15 protein-coding genes are annotated in these 19,453 nt (G+C 68.3%); 4 read left to right on the top strand and 11 right to left on the bottom strand.

Annotated elements, in window-relative coordinates:
- Positions 1 to 61: 61 nt before the first annotated feature.
- Positions 62 to 463, bottom strand: a complete 402-nt coding sequence (gene sodN, locus JOL79_RS06295; protein WP_210154676.1) for a superoxide dismutase, Ni — start codon at positions 461 to 463, stop codon at positions 62 to 64.
- A gap of 82 nt (positions 464 to 545) precedes the next feature.
- On the opposite strand from sodN, the gene JOL79_RS06290 reads away from it, so the two are divergent.
- Entirely contained in the window at positions 546 to 863 is a 318-nt protein-coding gene (locus JOL79_RS06290; RefSeq protein ID WP_210154675.1) for a S24 family peptidase, read from the top strand.
- A 42-nt stretch (positions 864 to 905) separates the two neighbouring features.
- Here the strand turns inward: JOL79_RS06290 and JOL79_RS06285 are convergent, their stop codons facing one another.
- The gene (locus JOL79_RS06285; protein ID WP_210154674.1) at positions 906 to 1,433 is read right to left on the bottom strand and encodes a CGNR zinc finger domain-containing protein; all 528 of its coding nucleotides are present in this window, start codon (positions 1,431 to 1,433) and stop codon (positions 906 to 908) included.
- Positions 1,434 to 1,698: 265 nt separating this feature from the next.
- Here JOL79_RS06285 and JOL79_RS06280 point away from each other — a divergent pair, with 265 nt between their 5' ends.
- Together JOL79_RS06280 and JOL79_RS06275 are read left to right on the top strand one after the other, a co-directional pair.
- The gene (locus tag JOL79_RS06280; RefSeq protein WP_210154673.1) at positions 1,699 to 2,883 is read left to right on the top strand and encodes an NAD(P)-dependent malic enzyme; all 1,185 of its coding nucleotides are present in this window, start codon (positions 1,699 to 1,701) and stop codon (positions 2,881 to 2,883) included.
- Positions 2,884 to 3,175: 292 nt separating this feature from the next.
- Positions 3,176 to 4,441, top strand: coding sequence for an NsdA family TPR-like regulatory protein (locus tag JOL79_RS06275; RefSeq protein ID WP_230984250.1), 1,266 nt, complete (start codon positions 3,176 to 3,178; stop codon positions 4,439 to 4,441).
- Positions 4,442 to 4,554: 113 nt separating this feature from the next.
- On the opposite strand, the gene JOL79_RS06270 is transcribed toward JOL79_RS06275, so the two are convergent.
- The 9 genes from JOL79_RS06270 to JOL79_RS06230 all read right to left on the bottom strand — a co-directional run bounded on the left by JOL79_RS06270 (position 4,555) and on the right by JOL79_RS06230 (position 18,740).
- Complete coding sequence (locus JOL79_RS06270; RefSeq protein ID WP_210154672.1) at positions 4,555 to 5,664, bottom strand: trypsin-like serine peptidase; 1,110 nt, start codon at positions 5,662 to 5,664, stop codon at positions 4,555 to 4,557.
- Between the two features lie 216 nt (positions 5,665 to 5,880).
- Positions 5,881 to 6,978, bottom strand: coding sequence for a trypsin-like serine peptidase (locus tag JOL79_RS06265; protein WP_210154671.1), 1,098 nt, complete (start codon positions 6,976 to 6,978; stop codon positions 5,881 to 5,883).
- A gap of 264 nt (positions 6,979 to 7,242) precedes the next feature.
- On the bottom strand, positions 7,243 to 8,421 hold the full coding sequence (locus JOL79_RS06260) for a trypsin-like serine peptidase (RefSeq protein WP_210154670.1): 1,179 nt from the start codon (positions 8,419 to 8,421) through the stop codon (positions 7,243 to 7,245).
- Between the two features lie 580 nt (positions 8,422 to 9,001).
- Positions 9,002 to 10,084: a trypsin-like serine peptidase gene (locus JOL79_RS06255; RefSeq protein ID WP_210154669.1), complete on the bottom strand. Its 1,083-nt coding sequence runs from the start codon at positions 10,082 to 10,084 to the stop codon at positions 9,002 to 9,004.
- A 340-nt stretch (positions 10,085 to 10,424) separates the two neighbouring features.
- Positions 10,425 to 11,669 carry a trypsin-like serine peptidase gene (locus JOL79_RS06250; protein WP_210154668.1) on the bottom strand — a complete coding sequence of 415 codons (1,245 nt, stop codon included), beginning with the start codon at positions 11,667 to 11,669 and terminating at the stop codon, positions 10,425 to 10,427.
- 463 nt (positions 11,670 to 12,132) lie between these two features.
- Positions 12,133 to 13,416 (bottom strand): trypsin-like serine peptidase, encoded by a 1,284-nt coding sequence (locus JOL79_RS06245; RefSeq protein ID WP_210154667.1) that lies wholly within the window; start codon positions 13,414 to 13,416, stop codon positions 12,133 to 12,135.
- A 675-nt stretch (positions 13,417 to 14,091) separates the two neighbouring features.
- Positions 14,092 to 15,318: a trypsin-like serine peptidase gene (locus tag JOL79_RS06240; protein WP_210154666.1), complete on the bottom strand. Its 1,227-nt coding sequence runs from the start codon at positions 15,316 to 15,318 to the stop codon at positions 14,092 to 14,094.
- Between the two features lie 660 nt (positions 15,319 to 15,978).
- The gene (locus JOL79_RS06235; RefSeq protein ID WP_210154665.1) at positions 15,979 to 17,157 is read right to left on the bottom strand and encodes a trypsin-like serine peptidase; all 1,179 of its coding nucleotides are present in this window, start codon (positions 17,155 to 17,157) and stop codon (positions 15,979 to 15,981) included.
- Between the two features lie 431 nt (positions 17,158 to 17,588).
- Positions 17,589 to 18,740, bottom strand: coding sequence for a trypsin-like serine peptidase (locus JOL79_RS06230; RefSeq protein WP_210154664.1), 1,152 nt, complete (start codon positions 18,738 to 18,740; stop codon positions 17,589 to 17,591).
- A 209-nt stretch (positions 18,741 to 18,949) separates the two neighbouring features.
- Here JOL79_RS06230 and JOL79_RS06225 point away from each other — a divergent pair, with 209 nt between their 5' ends.
- Positions 18,950 to 19,435 carry an SSI family serine proteinase inhibitor gene (locus JOL79_RS06225; RefSeq protein ID WP_210154663.1) on the top strand — a complete coding sequence of 162 codons (486 nt, stop codon included), beginning with the start codon at positions 18,950 to 18,952 and terminating at the stop codon, positions 19,433 to 19,435.
- Positions 19,436 to 19,453: the final 18 nt, after the last annotated feature.

Raw genomic sequence — 19,453 nt, 5'->3', positions numbered from 1 at the left:
CCCGGAAAACGATCCGGCCCCGCACGCTCGTCATCGATCGTACGGGGCCGGGAAACAGGGCTCAGGCGGCCTTGGTCTCCCAGAAGATCTTGGAAATCTCGTCGATCTTGGCGAGCAGGTCGTCGGCCTGTGAGGCGTCGACCGTGCCCTTGGCGCCGGCGGCCCCCGCGAGCTTCGTGGCGTCCCAGAACAGCTGGTGGAGCTGCGGGTACTGCTCGAGGTGCGGCGGCTTGAAGTAGTCGGTCCACAGCACCCAGAGGTGGTGCTTGACCAGCTCGGCCCGCTGCTCCTTGATGATCAGCGCGCGGGTGCGGAAGACCGGGTCGTCGTTGTCGGCGTACTTCTTCATGATCGCCTTGACCGACTCCGCCTCGATCCGGGCCTGGGCGGGATCGTAGACCCCGCACGGGAGGTCGCAGTGGGCGGATGCCTCGTGCCTGGGTCGCAGCAGTCGTGCGAGCATCGGAATCCTTCCTTAGGAATGCTGGTGACAGCACTGTCCACGACCGACCTTACTCGTCTTCCGAATCACCGGACGGAGGGGGATGTTGTTCACCGCGGTACATGTCACGGGCGAGTCGATGTTGCCGGTTCTGCGGTCCGGCGACTGGCTGCTGGTCCGGCGCGGCGCCGGGATCAGGCCCGGCGACGTCGTGGTGGCCCGGCGGCCGCACGGCCTGATCGTCAAGCGGGCGTTCCGGCACACGGATGACGGCTGGTGGCTGGAGAGCGACAACCAGTCGGCGCCCGGCCGCCGGGACAGCTGGGACTTCGGCGCCGTACCCGAGGCGGACATCGTCGGCCGGGTCGTGCTGCGCTACTGGCCCCGCCCGTCCGCCCGGTTTCCCGCCCCGCCGGGCTGAGCCGTCCCTGGAACCGCCTCTTGGGTCGCCCCTTGGGGGTCGTCAGGCGCCGCGCCGGCGGGCCCGGTACGCGGCCACGTTGGCCCGGCTGGCGCACCTCTCGGAGCAGTAGCGGCGGGACCGGTTCGACGAGGTGTCGAGGTAGGCGTTGCGGCAGGGCGTCGCCTGGCACATCCCCAGCCGGTCGGCGCCGAGCCCGGTGACCACGCTGGCCAGGCCCATCACCGAGCCGACGGCGAGCGTGTCGGCCACCCGGCCGCCCTCGGTCAGGTGCAGGTGCCAGGGCTGGCCGTCGTGCCCGGAGATCTGCGGGTGCACCGGATGCCGGACCAGCAGCCCGTTCAGCCGTTCGACCACCTCGGCCTCGTCGCCCGCGGAGGCCGCCTCGAAGACCCCGGTGAGCTCCTCGCGCAGCTCGGAAAGGGCGTCGAGATCGCGGCGGGTGAGCCGGGCGGCTGCCTCGGTGCGGCCCGTCTCGTCGAGAAGGCCGCGCAGCACGTCGATGTTTCTGCCCTCGTCGCCCAGGTTGACCAGCAGAACGGCCAGCTCGGCGTATGACGTCAGGTCCACGGGGACGCCCAGGTGTGTAAGAGCCCGCTAGTGACACCGAGTATTACATGCCGTGCGCTGACTGGGAACACCCCGGAGCAGGGGATTCCCGCGTGATCGGCGGTCCGCCTCTTCCCGTGTGGCACAATCAGGAGACGGGTGACCCCCGTACCCCCTCTAGAGACGACCGTCAACGACGACGGCCTCCGGCGGCTACCGATGCCTGGGCTTTCGCCTGCTTGACGGCGTCACCGAAGGAAAACGTCCTTTCGACACTGGGGTCGCTGTGACCGTCTCACCTGCTTATTCGGCATCTCTCGAACTGGATCCCGCCTTCGCGCTGCACCGCGGCGGAAAGCTGGAGGTCCGGTCGACCGTCCCGGTCCGCGACGCGGACGACCTGTCGCTCGCGTACACGCCCGGAGTGGCCCGGGTCTGCACCGCGATCGCGGAGTCTCCCGAACTGGTCAACGAGTACACCTGGGTTCCCAACGTGGTCGCGGTGGTCACCGACGGCACGGCGGTGCTGGGCCTCGGCGACATCGGTCCCGCGGCGGCCATGCCCGTCATGGAGGGCAAGGCCCTGCTCTTCAAGGAGTTCGCCGGCGTCGACGCCGTGCCGATCTGCCTCGACTGCACCGACGTCGACGCGCTCGTCGAGACCGTGGTGCGCCTCGCGCCGTCGTTCGGCGGCGTCAACCTGGAGGACATCAGCGCGCCGCGCTGCTTCGAGGTGGAGGACCGGCTGCGGGAGGCGCTCGACATCCCGGTCTTCCACGACGACCAGCACGGCACCGCCATCGTGGTGCTGGCGGCCCTCCAGAACGCGGCCCGCCTCACCGGGCGGTCCCTCGGCGACCTGCGCGCCGTGGTCGCCGGCGCCGGGGCGTCCGGGGTGGCGGTGAGCCGCATCCTCCTGGGCGCCGGGATCGGCGACATCGCGGTCGCCGACTCCAAGGGCATCCTCCACTCCGGCAGGGACGGCCTGAACGCGCCGAAGGAGGCGCTGGCCCGCGACACCAACAGGGCCGGTCTCACCGGATCGACCGAGCACGCGCTGGCGGGAGCCGACGTGTTCATCGGCCTGTCAGGATCGACCGTCTCCGAGGCCGCCATCGCCTCGATGGCGCGGGACTCGATCGTCTTCGCGCTGTCCAACCCCACCCCCGAGGTGGAGCCGGCCGTCGCGGCCCGCCACGCGCGTGTGGTCGCCACCGGCCGTTCCGACTTCCCGAACCAGATCAACAACGTGCTCGCCTTCCCCGGCGTCTTCCGCGGCGCCCTCGACGTCCGCGCCACGACCATCACCGAGAACATGAAGGTCGCCGCGGCGTCGGCGCTCGCCGCGGTGGTGGGGGACGACCTGCGGGAGGGGTACGTCATCCCCTCGCCGTTCGACGCCCGCGTGGCTCCCGCGGTCACCGCCGCCGTGGCGCGGCAGGCCTGCGAGGACGGCGTCGCGCGGCGGTAGCCGCCGTAGCGGGGCCGGAGCGCGCATGCCGCGAATGGCCGTGATCCCCCGTATTCCGGGTGGTCACGGCCTTTTTCTTGGCCGCGAAGGTTTGGGAATTCCTTTAGCCGCTCACTGTGCGTGCTATAAAGAAAGCTCTCCGTTACCTATCGGCTATGCCTGTCCTGGTGAGGAGAGGGATGCGACGCGACCCCAACCCGCTGCTCCGGCAGCACCTCGCCGAGGCCGGCCTGTCCCCCACGGGGCCGGCCCGCGGGCCGGACGGCCTCGGTTCGGCCCGGGAGCTGCCGGGATGAGATACGACCACGGTTCGGTGCTCCGCTGGATCGGCGGCCGGCGTCTTCGTGAGCCGGTCCCCGGGCCGCCCGCGGAGGTCTTCTCCCCGGGGCTCGGGCGGCGGGTGCCCGCCGAGCACATCGCCCTGCCGCGGGAAACGGGCGGAACGGTCCCTCCTCACCTCGGACAGGAGTTCCCCCATTCGTGGGAGGAGGGTGTGGCAAGCGTGACAGCACTGTGGAGGGCCGACGTCGAGCGACGCAGGTTCCTGCTCGACTCCACCTTCGCCCTGGGAGCGGGCTCGGCCGGCGTCGTCAACTGGCTGACGAAGCCCGAAGGCGAGCGGCTCTCCGCCGAAGGTCCGCGCCGGGTGGGCGTCGCCGACGTGGCCGCGATCCGCGAGGTCACCCGCTCGTTCGGCGAGCTGGACAACCGGTTCGGGGGCGGCAGCATCCGCGGCCCGGTGGTCCGATACCTGCACACGGCCGTCACCCCGCTGCTGCGCGACGGCGCGTACGGCGAGGCCACCGGGCGTGCGCTCGCGACCGCCGCGGCCGAGCTGACCCGCCTGGCCGGCTGGATGGCCTACGACCTGGAGCAGCACGGCCTCGCGCAGCGATACCTGATCCAGGCCCTCGGCCTGGCCCGCAGCGCGGGCGATCACGGACTGGCCGGTGAGATCCTCGCGGGCATGAGCCACCAGGCCGTCTACGTGGGCCATCCCCGGCACGGGCTGGAGCTGGCGAGGGCGGCGATCGCCGCGGCGAAGCGGTCGGGCATCCACACCCTGACCGCCGAGGCCCGGGTGCTGGAGGCGCACGCCCACGCCACGCTGGGCGACGGCGTCTCCTGCGCGGCGTCGCTGCACGAGGCGGAGACGGCGTTCGACCGCAGGTCGCCCAAGGAGGAACCCGCCTGGATCGGCTACTTCGACGAGGCCTACCTCTCGGCCAAGGCCGCCCACTGCCTCCGCGATCTCGGCGACGGCGCGCGGGCGGTCCGGCACGCGCGGCGGTCGCTGCTGATGGACGGGCGGTACGTCCGGGGGAAGATGTTCAATCTCTCGCTGCTCGCGTCCGCCCTGATCCAGGAGGGCGAGCTGGAGGAGGCCTGCACGACGGCCGAGGCGGCGCTCGCGCTCGCGGGTGGGATCCAGTCGGCGCGGACCCGGTCGTACGCCGCGGACATGCGCCGCCGGCTGGAGCCGTACGCCGCGGAACCGCGGGTGGCGCGGGTGCTGGACAGCGCCGCGCTGGTCTCCCGGCACGAGGCGCTGGTCTGAGGGGCCGGTCTTAGGGCCGGGCTGAACGGCCGGGCTGAGGGCCCGGTCTGAAGGTCTGGTCTGAGGTCGTAGGCGGGGCCCGGCCGTCGGGGACGGGTCCCGCCTACGCCGGCTCAGCGAGCCTGGGTCTCGGTGATGCCCAGGCTGCCGTCGCGCCGCACGATCGAGCCCGACCACAACGAGTAGGCGGACTTGTAGACGGCGTAGGTCTCGCCGTCGAAGTACGCCGATGTGATCAGGTCACTGCGGTTGTCGCCGTCGGTGTCGCCGCCGAGGCTCGTGACGCCGTTGATGTAGCCGATCCGGCGGGAGCTCTGGTACTTCAGGATCCAGGGGCCGCCGGAGGAGCCGCCGGTCATGGCGCACTTCAGGCCGATCTGCTCCTCCGCCTTGACGGAGCTCTCCTGCACGGGGAAGAAGGGCTTCCCGTAGCACCACTTGAGCTTCTCGCCGGACCAGGCGTACTGGCCGTCGGCCTGCGGAGCGGCGGGGTAGCCGAACACGAAGACGGGAGCGCCGACCTTCTGGTTGTAGGCGAGGCCCTGGCCGCCGACCTTGTCGCCGAGCCGGCCGGCGTCGGACCACGTCTTCTTGGCGTGGTCGCGGACGATGCCGTTGTAGACCGTGACGAAGGCGTAGTCGTGGTCGGCGTCCTCGTAGACCTCGAAGTCGTGGTGAGTGTGGGCCGTCTTGCCGACGTAGATGCCCCATGGGGCCTTTCCGTCGTAGTAACCCGGGATGAAGATCCAGCGCTTCATCGTGCTCGCGTCGCCGGCGATGTCGTACACGCAGTGGGCGGCGGTGGCCACCAGGTTGCGGTAGCGCGACTGGATCGAGGAGCCGGAGCAGGAGTAGAGGCCGTCACCGATGGTGAAGAACACCCGGCCGGCCGTCTTCGGGAGATTGACGTTCTTGGTGACCCCGGCGGCCTTGCCACCCTGACCGATCGCCGGGACGACGCCCGGCTTGCCGTCGGCGGCGGGGCCGCCCTTCGACACCAGTTTGGGCGCGGACTTGTGCTCCATGCCATATGGTTCGGCGCTCTTGAGGTTGGCGCCGTCGTTCTCAGTCCAGAAGTCGAGGATGTCGGCGGCCGCCGCGGCTGAGGACAGCCTCGCGGCGGACGTGCTGGGCGCGGCCTGGGCCGGTATCGTCACGGCCGCGGCCGCGAGACCGGCGGCGGCGACGGCGCCGCCCAGGGGGAGAAGCGCGCGCTTCTTCATTAAGGATTCGCTCCTCGCGCTGTACGTGGGACGACACTCGCGTCCCATGCGTCAGTAAAGGGATGTCAGGGAACTTACAGCACACGAGCAGCACGGCATAAGCCGCGAGTATCGGGAAAGCCCGGATTTCCGAACTTTCCCGTCTCGGACGTCTTTTGTTTGCGGTCGCCGACCAGGAAAACGGACGGGAATGCTATTTCCGCCCGAATCTCTCAATCAGGTGTCGGTGTCGGCCGAGCCGGTCCTGAGGCGGCGGGCGGCCTCGTACACCGTGAACAACTCACCGTCGAAGTAGGGCGAGACGGCCGTCGCGCCGGCGCCGGCGATGGTGATGCCGTTGAGGTAGCCGAGCCCTCGCGCCGCCCGATACCGGGTGTACCAGGACGATCCCGCGACAGGGGGAGTCGTGGAGCGCAGGCCGAGCAGGGCGTCCGCCTTGAGGCGCGGATCGGCCAGGCCGACGGGCCTGCCGTACGAGCGGACCTGAGCGCCGGTGCGGCCGTATCCGAGGAGCAGCAGGGGAGCCCCGGCCGGCAGGTTGTAGGCGAGGCCCTGCCCGCCGACGCGATCGCCGAGACGGCCCGCGTCCGCGAGCCTGACCCCGACGTACGCGGCCGCGCCCCCGCCGGGCACGCTGTACTTGAGGCCGCCGGAGAACGCGGCGTACCGGGCCGCCGTCGCCAGCGGCGTGCGGGCCGGCGCGATTCCGTTGTAGACGGCGACGAAGGCGTAGTCGCGGTCGAGGTCGCGGTACGTGGCGAAGTCGGAGTGCGTGAAGACCCGGGCGCCGGCGTAGACGAGCCGGGGGAGCGGGTCATGGGTGGAGTCGGGCACGAAGACCCACTCGCGGAACGGGACGCCGCTCGCGATGTCGTATACACAGTGGCCCGCGGTGGCCACGAGGTCGCGGTGGTCCGAGCGGACCGAGGTGGCGGCGCACCAGTACGGCCGGCCGTCCGGGCCGAGGAAGTACGCCCGGCCCGTGGTGGCGGGCAGACGGTCGTCGGCGGCCCGGGTCGTCGTCCTGGTGGCCGGGGCGACGCCCGGCACATAGCCGGGCCTGCCGCCGGGGGCGGGGGCAGGCGGCGCGGAACGGCGGGGCGCGATCCGCGTCCCCAGTGAGTACGGCGTGGCGGCGGCGAGCGCGCGGCCGTCGCCGGTGAGCCAGTGTGCCACCGCGGCGCCGGCCTCGGCCGATGTGGCGAGCACGCGGGTGGCGGTGATGTCGTACGCCCGCGCCGGCGCGGGCGCGCCGGGGATCAGGGACAGGGCGACGGCCATCACACCCCACAGGGGGATGAGGACGCGTTTCATCGGGAACTCCTCGCGCTGTACGTGGAACGCCTCTGCGCCCCATGCGTCAGTAAAGGGATGCGTCGGAACATACAGCGCACAAGCTGCGTATCGGAAACTACGTCCGCGGTCCGGAATGACGGAGTGCCGGAAACGTCGCGGGAACACTGCGGAGACAGGCCGGGAAAAGGCACAGGGCCCGGCTGGAGAGCCGGGCCCTGTGGTGAGCGGGGGTCAGCGCGGTGGACCGCCTGACCGGGGACCGCCGTATCTCCTGGACGGAGATCAGACGATCTTGCCGGACCAGTTGGCCTTGGCCGAGCTGTAGACGCCGTAGGTCTCGCCGTCGAAGTACGGGGAGATGCTGGTGTCGATCCGCTTGTTGTTGTCGGTGTCCGAAACGGCGGCGGTGACGCCGTTCAGGTAGCCGAGGCGGCGGCTGCTCTTGTACTGCAGCAGCCACGCGGAGCCGATGGAGCCCTCGCCGGTGAAGGAGGACTTCACGCCCACCATCTCCTCGCCCTTGATGGACGGGGCGGTGGCGGCGAAGGTCTTGCCGTAGCTCCACTTGAGGGTCTTGCCGGTGAACGGCGCGGTCCCGTCCGGGTGCGACCCGCTCGGGTAACCGAACACGAACACCGAGCCGCCGACCTTCTGGTTGTAGGCCAGGCCCTGGCCGCCGACGTTGTCGCCGAGGCGACCGGCGTCGGCCAGCGAGACGTACTCGATGTACCAGGTGCCCTTGTAGTTGTACTTGAGGTAACCGGCGGCGTGAGCGTCAGCGTTCTTCTTCTGGTCAGCCGTCGCCTCGTTGTACTTGACCCGGAAGGTCTTGGCGGGGTCGATTCCGACGCCGTTGTAGACCGTCACGAACGCGTAGTCGCGGTCGCCGTCCTCGTAGACGTCGTAGTCGTAGTGGGTGTAGGCCGTCTTGCCGACGTAGATGCCCCACGGGGTCTTGCCCTGGTAGTAACCGGGGACGAAGACCCACTTGTCCAGGGTGGCCTTGTTGGACTCGGTGTCGTAGACACAGTGCCCGGCGGTGGCCACCAGGTTGTGGTACGTCGACTGCACCGACGTCGCCGTGCACCAGTGCGGCTTGTGGTCGGCGCCGATGAAGAAGACCTTGCCCGTGGTCTTGGGCAGGTTCACGTTCTTGGACGTGCTGGTGGTCTTCTTCTCGTCACCGATGGCCGGAACCACGCCGGGCTTGGTGTCGGGGGCCGGGCCACCGCTCGAGACGTGCTTCGAGGAAACGGTCGTCTCGATGTTGTACGGCGTCGCCTGCTGCAGGTTGGCCGCCGCCTGACCGAACCAGAAGGTGGCGATCTGCTGAGCCGCGAAGTTGGTGGTGGCCAGGTTGTCGGTGCTGACGGTGCTGTCGGCCTGAGCGGGGGCGGCCAGGCCGGCGGCGAGGAGGCCGGCGGTGGCGACGAGGCCACCGAAGGCGAGGGTGCGCTTCACAGGGGGCTCCTTGGTCTGTCGTGGGACGCCTCTTGCGTCCCATGCGTCAGTAAAGGGACGGTCAGGACCTTACCGGGGCGATCTTGAGCGCCGGAACCCGCACTTTGCCTCGTTACGGACACGCCAGGCTGTGAGACCGTTCTGTGATGTTTGTCGAGCGGGGCGGCGGCCGGCTCGCCGCGCTCATATGTGCAGATCACCGGTCGGTCACGGGCCCTGGGAATCCTGGGAGTTTTGGGAGAAATGGTGCTTTTGTGAAGCCGATCTGTGACGAGGATCACATGGTTGTGATGGCACCGATTGGGCGGCTGATGCGTCCGCGTGCGAAGGCGTGCGCCGCGTGGGGGAGAACAGACAAGGCCCCGGCGCGTGCGCCGGGGCCTTGTCCGGGAGCCCGTTCGCCTATGCGGACGGGGATTCCGGTCGTTATCCACAGGTCTCAGGTGAGGGGCCCGATGGTCGGACCGGGCCCCCAGTCAGGTCGTGAGTCAGGCCGTGGGTGGGTCCTGGCTCCCGTGGCGGCCGGTTCGGGGGTGCGTCCCGCCGTCCGCCTCCTGATGGATCAGACGCCTGAGAGCGATCAGACGAGCGAGCCGGACCAGTTGTTCTTGGCCGCGCTGTAGACGCCGTACAGCTCACCGTCGAAGTACGGCGAGATGCTGGTGTCGTAGCGGTTGTTGCCGTCGGTGTCGGAGACGCCGATGGTCACGCCGTTCAGGTAGCCGAGACGGCGGGTGTTGTTGTACTTCAGCAGCCAGGACGAGCCGAGCGCGCCCTCGCCGGTGAAGGACGACTTGACGGCCTGCAGCTCCTCGCCCTTGATGGCGGGCGCCTTGGCGGCGAAGGTCTTGCCGTAGGTCCACTTGAGGGTCTTGCCGGTGAAGGCCTGGTTGCCGTCCGGGTGGGTGCCGCTCGGGTAGCCGAACACGAAGACCGGCTGGCCGATCTTCTGGTTGTAGGCGATGCCCTGGCCGCCGACGTTGTCGCCCAGGCGGCCCGTGTCCTTCAGGATGAGCTGCCGCTTGACCCTGTCCCAGCCGGTGACCTGGACGCCGTTGTAGACGGTGACGAACGCGTAGTCGCGGTCGCCGTCCTCGTAGACGTCGTAGTCGTAGTGGGTGTAGGCCGTCTTGCCGACGTAGATGCCCCACGGGGTCTTGCCCTGGTAGTAGCCCGGGACGAAGACCCAGTAGTCGAGGGTGGCCTTGTTCGACTCGGTGTCGTAGACGCAGTGACCAGCGGTCGCCACCATGTTGTGGTAGGCGGACTGCACCGAGGTGGCGGAGCACCAGTGCGGCTTGTTGTCGGAGCCGCGGAAGAACACCTTGCCCGTGGTCTTGGGCAGGTTGACGTTCTTCGACTTGCTGGTCGACTTCTTCTCGTCGCCGATCGCCGGCACGATGCCGGGCTTGCTGTCGGGGGCCGGGCCGCCCTTGCTCATGTGCTTCGCCGCGACCGCGGTCTCGGCGTTGTACGGCGTGGCGTTGACGAAGTTGGAGTAGTTCTCGCCACGCCAGTACTTCACGACCTGGAGGGCCGCGACGCCCGACTTCGCCAGCGGGTCGCTGGAGACGTCGCCGGCGGCCTGGGCCGGGGCGGCCAGGCCCGCGGCGAGGAGGCCGGCGGTGGCGACGAGGCCACCGAAGGCGAGGGTGCGCTTCATAGGGGAACTCCTTGGTCTGTACGTGAGACGCCATATGCGCCTCATGCGTCAGGAAAGGGATCGCGAGGAACTTACCGGGGGATCTCTGGTCCAGGTAGCCGTAATCAGGCCGTCCCGGACGGTAGGCGGCGCCGTGATCCTCCCGTGACCACCGCTGCTTCTTTCGGCTGGACCGAAACAAAAAATCAAGTAGGCAGGTGGGACGGCATGGCGATCCCGGCCGTCCCGCCGGCTCCCGCCGCGACGACGGGCCGGTCCCGGTGACGTAAATCACACCCCGGGAATGCGCCCGGACACGCGGAAGGGCCCGGCGCACAGGCCGGGCCCTTCAGGGTGAGGCTCAGGCGATCGAGCCGGACCAGTTGCTCGCGGCCGACTTGTAGACGCCGTAGGTCTCACCGTCGAAGTACGGGGAGACGCTGGTGTCGTAGCGGTTGTTGCCGTCGGTGTCGGAGACGCCGATGGTCACGCCGTTCAGGTAGCCGAGGCGACGGCTGTTCGAGTACTTGAGCAGCCAGGACGAGCCGAGCGCGCCCTCGCCGGTGAAGGACGACTTGACGCCCTGCAGCTCCTCCGCCTTGATGGCGGGCGCGGTGGCGGCGAAGGTCTTGCCGTAGCTCCACTTGAGGGTCTTGCCGGTGAAGGCGAAGTTGCCGTCCGGGTGCGACCCGCTCGGGTAGCCGAAGACGAAGACCGGCTGGCCGATCTTCTGGTTGTACGCGAGGCCCTGGCCGCCGACGTTGTCGCCCAGGCGGCCCGCGTCGGCGAAGGCCCAGATGTAGTACTTGCCGTTCACGGTCTTGTAGCCGCGGTTCTCGCGGTAGAAGCCCGACTTGACGTACGCGTCGTACGTCGCCTTGTCGGTCTCCTTGTATCCGCCCAGGTCACTCGGCTTGGAGACGTCGGCGAAGCCGCCGGCCGGCAGCTTGAGGCCGTTGTAGACGGTGACGAACGCGTAGTCGCGGTCGCCGTCCTCGTAGACGTCGTAGTCGTAGTGGGTGTAGGCCGTCTTGCCGACGTAGATGCCCCACGGGGTCTTGCCCTGGTAGTAGCCCGGGACGAAGACCCAGTAGTTCAGGGTCGGCTTGTTGGTCGCCGTGTCGTAGACGCAGTGCCCGGCGGTCGCGACGAGGTTGTGGTAGGTGCTCTGCACGGAGGTGGCCGAGCACCAGTGCGGATTGACCGCCTTGAGGTGCTGCTTGCCGTCCGTGCCGGTCTCCCACTTGAAGCCGTCCGCGAAGAACACCTTGCCGGTGGTCTTCGGCAGGTTCACGTTCTTCGACGTGCTGGTCGACTTCTTCTCGTCGCCGATGGCGGGGACGACGCCGGGCTTGGTGTCGGGGGCCGGGCCGCCCTTGCTCACGTGCTTGGTGGTGACCTTGGTCTCGACGCCGTACGGGGTCGCCGTCTGCAGGTTGGCGGCGCCCTCCGCGAGCCAGAGCGCGGCGATGTTCTTCGCGGCGATGCCGGTCGAGGCGAGCGTGTCGCTGGAGACGTCGCCCGCGGCCTGGGCGGGGGCGGCCAGGCCCGCGGCGAGGAGGCCGGCGGTGGCGACGAGGCCACCGAAGGCGAGGGTGCGCTTCATGTGGTGCTCCTTGGTCTGTCGCGGAACGCCTCTTGCGTCCCATACGTCAGGAAAGGGATCGCCAGGACCATATCGGGCGGATCTGGGAGGAAAGCAGCGATCCGGCGACCTCACAGGAAGCGCACATCGCCGTTATCGTTCCGTTATCGACGTCACAGGGTGGCTTCGGGCGCCGGGAGCAGGATGAGTGCGCAGGTGGGGGCGGACGAGCCTCGCGGGGCCGGTGGGAGAGGGTGCCGGGATCCGGCCCGAGCGGTGTGGGCCAAATCACATCGAGGATCTGGATCCGAATCGAGCCCACGACCGTCTAAATCGCCCGATCTTGCTCAGGCTCTGATCGCCGGAAACGCGCGCGAGGCCCCCGGGAACGCCGAAAGGGCCCGGCTCGAAAGCCGGGCCCTCCGTTGGCCCGTCAGGGTTTGGACCCCTGACCGCCGATCGATTCGCCTCTCAGAAGAGAGAGTTAGGCGATCGAGCCGGACCAGTTGCTCTTGGCCGCGCTGTAGACGCCGTACAGCTCACCGTCGAAGTACGGGGAGACGCTGGTGTCGTAACGGTCGTTGCCGTCGGTGTCGGAGACGCCGATGGTCACACCGTTCAGGTAGCCGAGGCGACGGCCGTTGTTGTACTTCAGCAGCCAGGCCGAACCCAGCGAGCCCTCGCCGGTGAAGGACGACTTGACACCCTGCAGCTCCTCCGCCTTGATGGCGGGGGCGGTCGCAGCGAAGGTCTTGCCGTAGCTCCACTTGAGGGTCTGGCCGGAGAAGGCGTGGTTCCCGTCCGGGTGCGATCCGCTCGGGTAGCCGAAGACGAAGACCGGCTGGCCGATCTTCTGGTTGTACGCGAGGCCCTGGCCACCGACGTTGTCACCGAGGCGACCCGCGTCGGCGTACTTGAACACGAAGTAGTGGGTCTTGCCACCCTCAACCTTCGTGTAGTAGCCGAAGCCGGGCTTGTAGAACCCGCCCCTGACGTAGGCGTCGTAGGTGGCCTGGTCGACCTCCTTGTAGCCCTGGTACTGCGCAAGCTCGTCCCACTTGTGAGCCGCGACGAGGTCCGAGAGGTCCTTCAGGCCACCCGCGGGCAGCTTCAGGCCGTTGTAAACGGTGACGAACGCGTAGTCGCGGTCGCCGTCCTCGTAGACGTCGTAGTCGTAGTGGGTGTAGGCCGTCTTGCCGACGTAGATGCCCCACGGGGTCTTGCCCTGGTAGTAACCGGGGATGAACACCCAGTTGTTCAGGGTGGCCTTGTTGGACTCCGTGTCGTAGACGCAGTGCCCGGCGGTGGCGACCAGGTTGTGGTAGGCGGACTGCACCGAGGTGGCGGAGCACCAGTGCGGGTTGACCGCCTTCAGGTGCCACTTGTTGTCGGCACCCTTCTCCCACTTGACGCCGTCGGAGAAGAACACCTTGCCCGTGGTCTTGGGCAGGTTGACGTTCTTCGACTTGGCGGCGGTCTTCTTCTCGTCGCCGATCGCCGGCACGATGCCCGGCTTGCTGTCGGGAGCGGGGCCGCCCTTGCTGAGGTGCTTGACGGCGGCCTTCGTCTCGACGTTGTACGGCGTGGCCGCGATCAGGTTCGCGGCGTTCTCCGACAGCCAGAGCGCAGCCACGTTCTTGGCGGCGATGCCGCTCGCGGACAGCGGGTCACTGGCGACGTCGTTGGCGGCCTGAGCCGGGACGGCGAGGCCCGCGGCCAGGAGGCCGGCGGTGGCGACGAGGCCACCGAAGGCGATAGTGCGCTTCATTGGGGAACTCCTTGGTCTGTCGTGGAACGCCTCTTGCGTCCCATGCGTCAGTAAAGGGATAGCCAGAACCATACAGCGAAGATCTTTCGCCGGAATGCCCCAATTGCGGAGGTTGGCGGGGCGGTCGGCCTCGTGATGTTTTCGTGATGTTCATGACTGACGGTGGTTAAGACAGTCAGCAAAAGTCGCGGGTGTTCTCGCAGCTTGACCGGGATTCACGGAGGATTGGCTCCGGTTCGTCAGCCGGTTCCACGGGTGCATGTCAACCGCATGTGTGACCGACATCACATGTAGGTGATGGCACCAAAGGGAACCCTGACCCGTCTAAGGACCTCTTGATTGGGCCCAATGTCCCGTTTTGGTAGCTTTTGGCGAGTCGGCGGCGGCCGATGAGAGCTAGCGTGTCGACGTGCCGCGAAAGCGGCCCCGGCCGGACGCTCGACGGCCCGTCCGGGTTTACCACCGAATTAAATAAATATCGCGGAATTTCCGGGATGTTTAGTCTTCGGTCCGCACGGCGCGCGAGAGAACGCGCGGGAGAGCGGGAGAAAACGGAGGCCCCGCCGAGAGGTTGGGCGAACCGCTCGCCGGCCGTGAAACGCCGAAAGGGCCCGGCTGGCAGCCGGGCCCCTCGGGTGGATCTTCGGTTCAGAGAGTGCGACCTCTGACCCGTGACTAGTGCAGGGCGGGCGACTCGAACGGCACCGCGATGGAGCCGGACCAGTTGTTCTTGGCCGCACCGTAGACACCGTAGGTCTCACCGTCGAAGTACGGCGAGATGCTGGTGTCGAAGCGGTCGTTGCCGTCGGTGTCGGAGACGCCGATGGTCACACCGTTCAGGTAGCCGAGGCGACGGCCGTTGTTGTACTTCAGCAGCCAGGACGAGCCGAGCGCGCCCTCGCCGGTGAAGGACGACTTGACGCCCTGCAGCTCCTCGCCCTTGATCGCCGGCGCGGTGGCGGCGAAGGTCTTGCCGTAGCTCCACTTGAGGGTCTTGCCGGTGTAGGCGTAGTTGCCGTCCGGGTGCGACCCGCTCGGGTAGCCGAACACGAAGACCGGCTGGCCGATCTTCTGGTTGTAGGCAAGGCCCTGGCCACCGACGTTGTCGCCGAGGCGACCCGCGTCGACGAAGGCCCACACGTAGTACTTGTTGCCCTCGTGGCACCAGTAGCCGCTCTGCACGGCCTTGAACCACATCGGGAACTTGGCGAAGGTCTCCGCCGAGACTTCCTTCCACCCGCCCGGGTTGTCCCGGTACGGACGGACAACGCCGTCGTGGAGGAAGCTCAGGCCGTTGTAGACCGTGACGAACGCGTAGTCGCGGTCGCCGTCCTCGTAGACGTCGTAGTCGTAGTGGGTGTAGGCCGTCTTGCCGACGTAGATGCCCCACGGGGTCTTGCCCTGGTAGTAACCGGGGATGAACACCCAGTTGTCCAGGGTGGCCTTGTTGGACTCCGTGTCGTAGACACAGTGCCCGGCCGTCGCGACCAGGTTGTGGTACGCCGCCTGCACAGAGGTGGCGGAGCACCAGTGGGGCTTGTTGTCGGCGCCGGTGAAGAACACCTTGCCCGTGGTCTTGGGCAGGTTGACGTTCTTCGACTTCGCGGCGGTCTTCTTCTCGTCCCCGATGGCGGGAACGATGCCGGGCTTGCTGTCGGGAGCGGGGCCGCCCTTGCTCAGGTGCTTGGCGACGGCCTTCGTCTCGACGTTGTACGGGGTCGCGCCGATCAGGTTGGCCGCGTTGTTGGCCTTCCAGTAGGCGGCGACCGAGTACGCGGCGATGCCGTTGGTGGCCAGCGCGTCGGAGGCGACGTCACTGGCGGCCTGGGCCGGGACGGCGAGGCCCGCGGCCAGGAGGCCGGCGGTGGCGACGAGGCCACCGAAGGCGATGGTGCGCTTCATGGGGAACTCCTTGGTCTGTCGTGGAACGCCTCTTGCGTCCCATGCGTCAGGAAAGGGATGCGGAGAACATAGCGCACACACGCTGATGGCAAAGAGAGGGAAATCAACCCGAATCGCGTCGCGGCCCGACGGCCGGGCGTCCCGGTGTGTCCTTATGTCGGCCGCGTGCGGGACCGAAGCGGCCACGGCCCGGTGTTTACGCAGATTGCGGTCTTTCCCGATGGCTTTTCCACAGCCGGTAAAGCGCGACGGTGGAATTTTCGGCGCGACCGGTGTGACTGAGATCACACGTCGGGAAACCCGACGGCTGACCAGCCGATTTACCTCCTAGTAAGAGGCGCCGGGACGCGTCGCCCGATCGGGCTATCCGGTTTACCGGAAAAGGGGGCGAACAGCTGTCAAACCTCATGCCCGTGGCTTGGCCGGTTGTGCCAAGAATCGGGCCGGAAACACGACGGAAGGAGGAGTCTCGAAAACCCGCCTTACCGGATCGGCCGGGTTCCGTCGTGACGGGTCCGGAAAGCGGTCTGTTGGCGTCCTGTGCCGTCGCCGGACCGCTTTTTCGGCGGAATCCGCCCGAACACCGACCCGGAGAACGGCGGAGGCCCGGCCGCGACGCGCGCGACCGGGCCCCGTTGAGCCGGGTGAAGCCGGTGGTTGTCAGGCGATCGAGCCGGACCAGACGCTCGCGGCGGCCTTGTAGACGCCGTAGAGCTCGCCGTCGAAGTAGGGCGAGACGCTGGTGTCGATGCGCCCGTTGCCGTCGGTGTCGGAGACGCCGCTCGTGACGCCGTTCAGGTAGCCCAGGCGGCGGGCGCTCTTGTACTGGAGCAGCCAGGCGGAGCCGGAGGAGCCCTCGCCGGTGAAGGACGACTTGACGCCCTGCAGCTCCTCCGCCTTGACGGACGGGGCCTTGGCGGCGAAGGTCTTGCCGTACGACCACTTGAGGGTCTGCCCGGTGAAGGCGTGGTTGCCGTCCGGGTGCGACCCGCTCGGGTAGCCGAAGACGTAGACGTACTTGCCGAGCTTCTGGTTGTAGGCCAGGCCCTGCCCGCCGACGTTGTCGCCGAGGCGGCCGACGTCGGTGAACTTGATGATGTAGTACTTGCCGGCCTTGGCCTTGCGGATGTGCGCGTCGTACTTGTCGTACGTGGCCTTGTCGACCTGCTTCCAGTCCCATTCGGCGGTGTCGCGGAGGTTGCTGCCGCCGCCGGCCTTGATGCCGTTGTAGACCGTCACGAACGCGTAGTCGCGGTCGCCGTCCTCGTAGACGTCGAAGTCGTAGTGGGTGAAGGCCGTCTTGCCGACGTAGATGCCCCAGGGCGCCTTGCCCTGGTAGTACCCCGGGATGAAGACCCAGCGGTCGAGGGTGGCCTTGTTGCTCTTGGTGTCGTAGACGCAGTGCCCGGCGGTCGCCACCAGGTTGCGGTAGCGCGCCTGCACCGACGTGGCGGTGCACCAGTGCGGCCGGCCGTCGGCGCCGCGGAAGAACACCTTGCCGGTGGTGCGCGGCAGGTTCACGTTCTTCGACGTGCCGCCGGACTTCTTCTCGTCGCCGATCGCGGGGACGGTGCCCGGCTTGCTGTCGGCCGAGGGGCCGCCCTTGCTGAGGTGCTTGGCGGAGACCTGGGTCTCGTACGGCGACGCGTTGACCAGGTTGGCGGCCTTCTGGTTCAGCCAGTACGCGACGACGTTCTTGGCGGCGATGCTGCTGGTGGCCAGGTTGTCGGAGGCGGTGTCGCCGGCGGCCTGGGCGGGTGCCTGGAGGGCGGCGCCGACGAGGCCGGCGGTCGCCGCGACCCCGAGAGGGAGGATGAGGCGCTTGGCTCGGGTGTTCATGAGACTCCTGCGCTGTCGTGGGACGTCAGCTGCGTCCCAACGGTCAGTAAGGGGATGGTCAAGACACTACCGGCCCGATTTACCGCGTTTTTATGGCTTTTCCTGACCGATTCGGCAGTTACTTTTCCGTGATGTTCCACAGGTGCCGTCAAGTTCGAGATCATCTCGTGACAATGTGCAGGTCGCCTCCGGTCTCCGTGTTGTCAAAGATCGCCACGTCCGGACGTCCCCGGGGCGGGTGGATGTGACGCAGATCACATTCGTTCGATGGCACCGGAGGAGGCTCTGCTACGTCTAATCTCGCCCATCGTGATCGTGTCGCCAGACCTTCCGGGCGCACACGGAACCCCCGGCTCACCCGGAACACCCGGCGCGGGCGGGAAACGCGAAAGGCCCGGCACAGGGCCGGGCCTTTGGCGGAAGCGGGGCGGTCAGCCGGTCGACTGGCGGGTGGCCTGGTTGTACACGCGCTGCGTGAGCGCGTTGAAGTAGGGAGACGAGATGGCGTCGAGGCGTCCGCCGCCGTTGAGGTTCCAGGTCAGGCTGGTGACGCCGGTGAGGTAGCCGGTCCGCTTGGCCGCGTTGTACCCGATCACCCAGGGGCCGCCGCTCGCGCCCGACGTGAAGGCGCAGCCGGGGAGCCGCACCCCGTGCTCCAGCTGCCAGGTCGGCGCGCTGACGAACTTCTTCTCCGTCGAGCCCCGGCAGGACTTGAGGCTCTGCCCGTCGTACGGGCGGCTGCCGTCGGGGTTCGCGCCCGCGGGGTAGCCGAAGGCGAGCACCCCCCGCCCGATGGGCTTGCTGGAGGCGAACCGGAACGCGCCCACCCGGTCTTCCAGCCGGCCGACGTCGGCCGTGCGGTACCTGATGGTGTTCCCGTCCTTGTACGCCTGCCAGGTGAAGCCGCGGTGCACGGTGACGAAGGCGTAGTCGCGGTCGAAGTCGCCCTGCCCGGCGAAGTCCACGTGCATGTAGAGCGTGTGGCCGACGAAGATCCCCGCGCTCGTCACGCCGTCGTGGTAGGACGGGATGAAGATCCAGTTCTCCACCGGCTTGTCCGGCCCCAGCGCGTACGCGCAGTGCCCGGCCGTGGCGACGAGGTTGCGGTAGGCGGAGTGCACGGCGGACGCGGAGCACCAGTACTCCTTGTCGCCCACCTTGAAGAACACCTTGCCCACCATCGGAGGCGTGTCCGAGGTGCCCGCGGTGCTCGCCGCGGCGGTGGCGGCCTTTCTCACGGGCCCGGCGACGCGCGTCATCTCGGCCGCCGACGTCGTGGCCCGCGCCGACGTGGAGGGCTTCGTGCTCGGCTCGTAGCTGCTGGCCTGGCGGAGCCGCTCCGGGCTCCAGTACGACGCCACCCGCTGCATGTCGGCCTGGCTGGGCGCGAGCGGGAAGGTGCTCACCTCGTTCTTCGCGGAGCCGTACATGGGGACCGTCGTGCTCGCGGCCGCGCGCCTGACGGCGTCCTGCTGCCGGAGCGCGTTCACCGAGGCCGTCGCGGCGGAGTCCTGTGCCCAGAGCATGGCGGCGGCACCCATGACGGCGACGCCGCCGATGACGAGTGCGAGCTGCCGAGCCACTGGGGACACCCTTCAGATGGAGATATGGATGGTAAGGGGTGATTTTTCCAGATCCACATGCCTTTGGGACAGCTTCTTGGCCAGCTCGTTATGGAACGAGCGGAACCGGTGGGGTCTCCGGGACGTCAGATTACGTTCGCCCCGGAGTGGTCACTTGAAGTCACGCGGCTCGGTGAGGAGGCTACGACCAGCCGAAACGGGGGATCGACATGAAGCAACTCCACTCTCTTCTGGTCGGTGCGGCGACGGCCGCGAGCATCGCCCACCTGCCCGTGCCGCCCTTCCCGGGAACTCTGGGCCGCACCGTACCGTTCGACGTCGTCAAGACCACCCCCCAGAAGGTGACCGTCACACAGCCCGACCGGGCGTCCATGGTGCGGGCCGTGCTGCTGACGGCCGCCGCCGGTGAACGGTCCCAGCCCGCGCAGCGGTACGCGTTCCTCAACTGCGAGCCGGTCGGTGGTTCGCACCCGTCGGCGGCCGAGGCGTGCCGCATCCTCGGGCAGGCGATGGAGAACGGCCGGGACGACCTCGCCAGGTTCGATGTGAACCCGGGCGCCATCTGCCCCATGATCTGGCAGCCGGTCACCGTCACGATGAGCGGCATCTGGAACGGCAAGTACGTGTCGATGCAGCACACGTTCGGCAACGATTGCCAGCGCCGGGCGGCGACCGGCGGACTTTTCGACACCTGAGCCGTCCGGACGAGACGA

Origin of the sequence: Microbispora oryzae (assembly GCF_017896165.1) — a bacterium.
Classification (GTDB): domain Bacteria; phylum Actinomycetota; class Actinomycetes; order Streptosporangiales; family Streptosporangiaceae; genus Microbispora; species Microbispora oryzae.
Note: the sequence above shows the minus strand (reverse complement) of the source record. Positions and strands in the feature narration are given on the sequence as shown.

What these genes read in the sequence shown, in the direction of transcription:
- sodN (WP_210154676.1), bottom strand. Translation starts at nt 463, where the DNA reads ATGCTCGCACGACTGCTGCGACCCAGGCACGAGGCATCCGCCCACTGC.
- JOL79_RS06290 (WP_210154675.1), top strand. Translation starts at nt 546, where the DNA reads ATGTTGTTCACCGCGGTACATGTCACGGGCGAGTCGATGTTGCCGGTT.
- JOL79_RS06275 (WP_230984250.1), top strand. Translation starts at nt 3,176, where the DNA reads ATGAGATACGACCACGGTTCGGTGCTCCGCTGGATCGGCGGCCGGCGT.
- JOL79_RS06270 (WP_210154672.1), bottom strand. Translation starts at nt 5,664, where the DNA reads ATGAAGAAGCGCGCGCTTCTCCCCCTGGGCGGCGCCGTCGCCGCCGCC.
- JOL79_RS06265 (WP_210154671.1), bottom strand. Translation starts at nt 6,978, where the DNA reads ATGAAACGCGTCCTCATCCCCCTGTGGGGTGTGATGGCCGTCGCCCTG.
- JOL79_RS06255 (WP_210154669.1), bottom strand. Translation starts at nt 10,084, where the DNA reads ATGAAGCGCACCCTCGCCTTCGGTGGCCTCGTCGCCACCGCCGGCCTC.
- JOL79_RS06250 (WP_210154668.1), bottom strand. Translation starts at nt 11,669, where the DNA reads ATGAAGCGCACCCTCGCCTTCGGTGGCCTCGTCGCCACCGCCGGCCTC.
- JOL79_RS06245 (WP_210154667.1), bottom strand. Translation starts at nt 13,416, where the DNA reads ATGAAGCGCACTATCGCCTTCGGTGGCCTCGTCGCCACCGCCGGCCTC.
- JOL79_RS06240 (WP_210154666.1), bottom strand. Translation starts at nt 15,318, where the DNA reads ATGAAGCGCACCATCGCCTTCGGTGGCCTCGTCGCCACCGCCGGCCTC.
- JOL79_RS06235 (WP_210154665.1), bottom strand. Translation starts at nt 17,157, where the DNA reads ATGAACACCCGAGCCAAGCGCCTCATCCTCCCTCTCGGGGTCGCGGCG.
- JOL79_RS06225 (WP_210154663.1), top strand. Translation starts at nt 18,950, where the DNA reads ATGAAGCAACTCCACTCTCTTCTGGTCGGTGCGGCGACGGCCGCGAGC.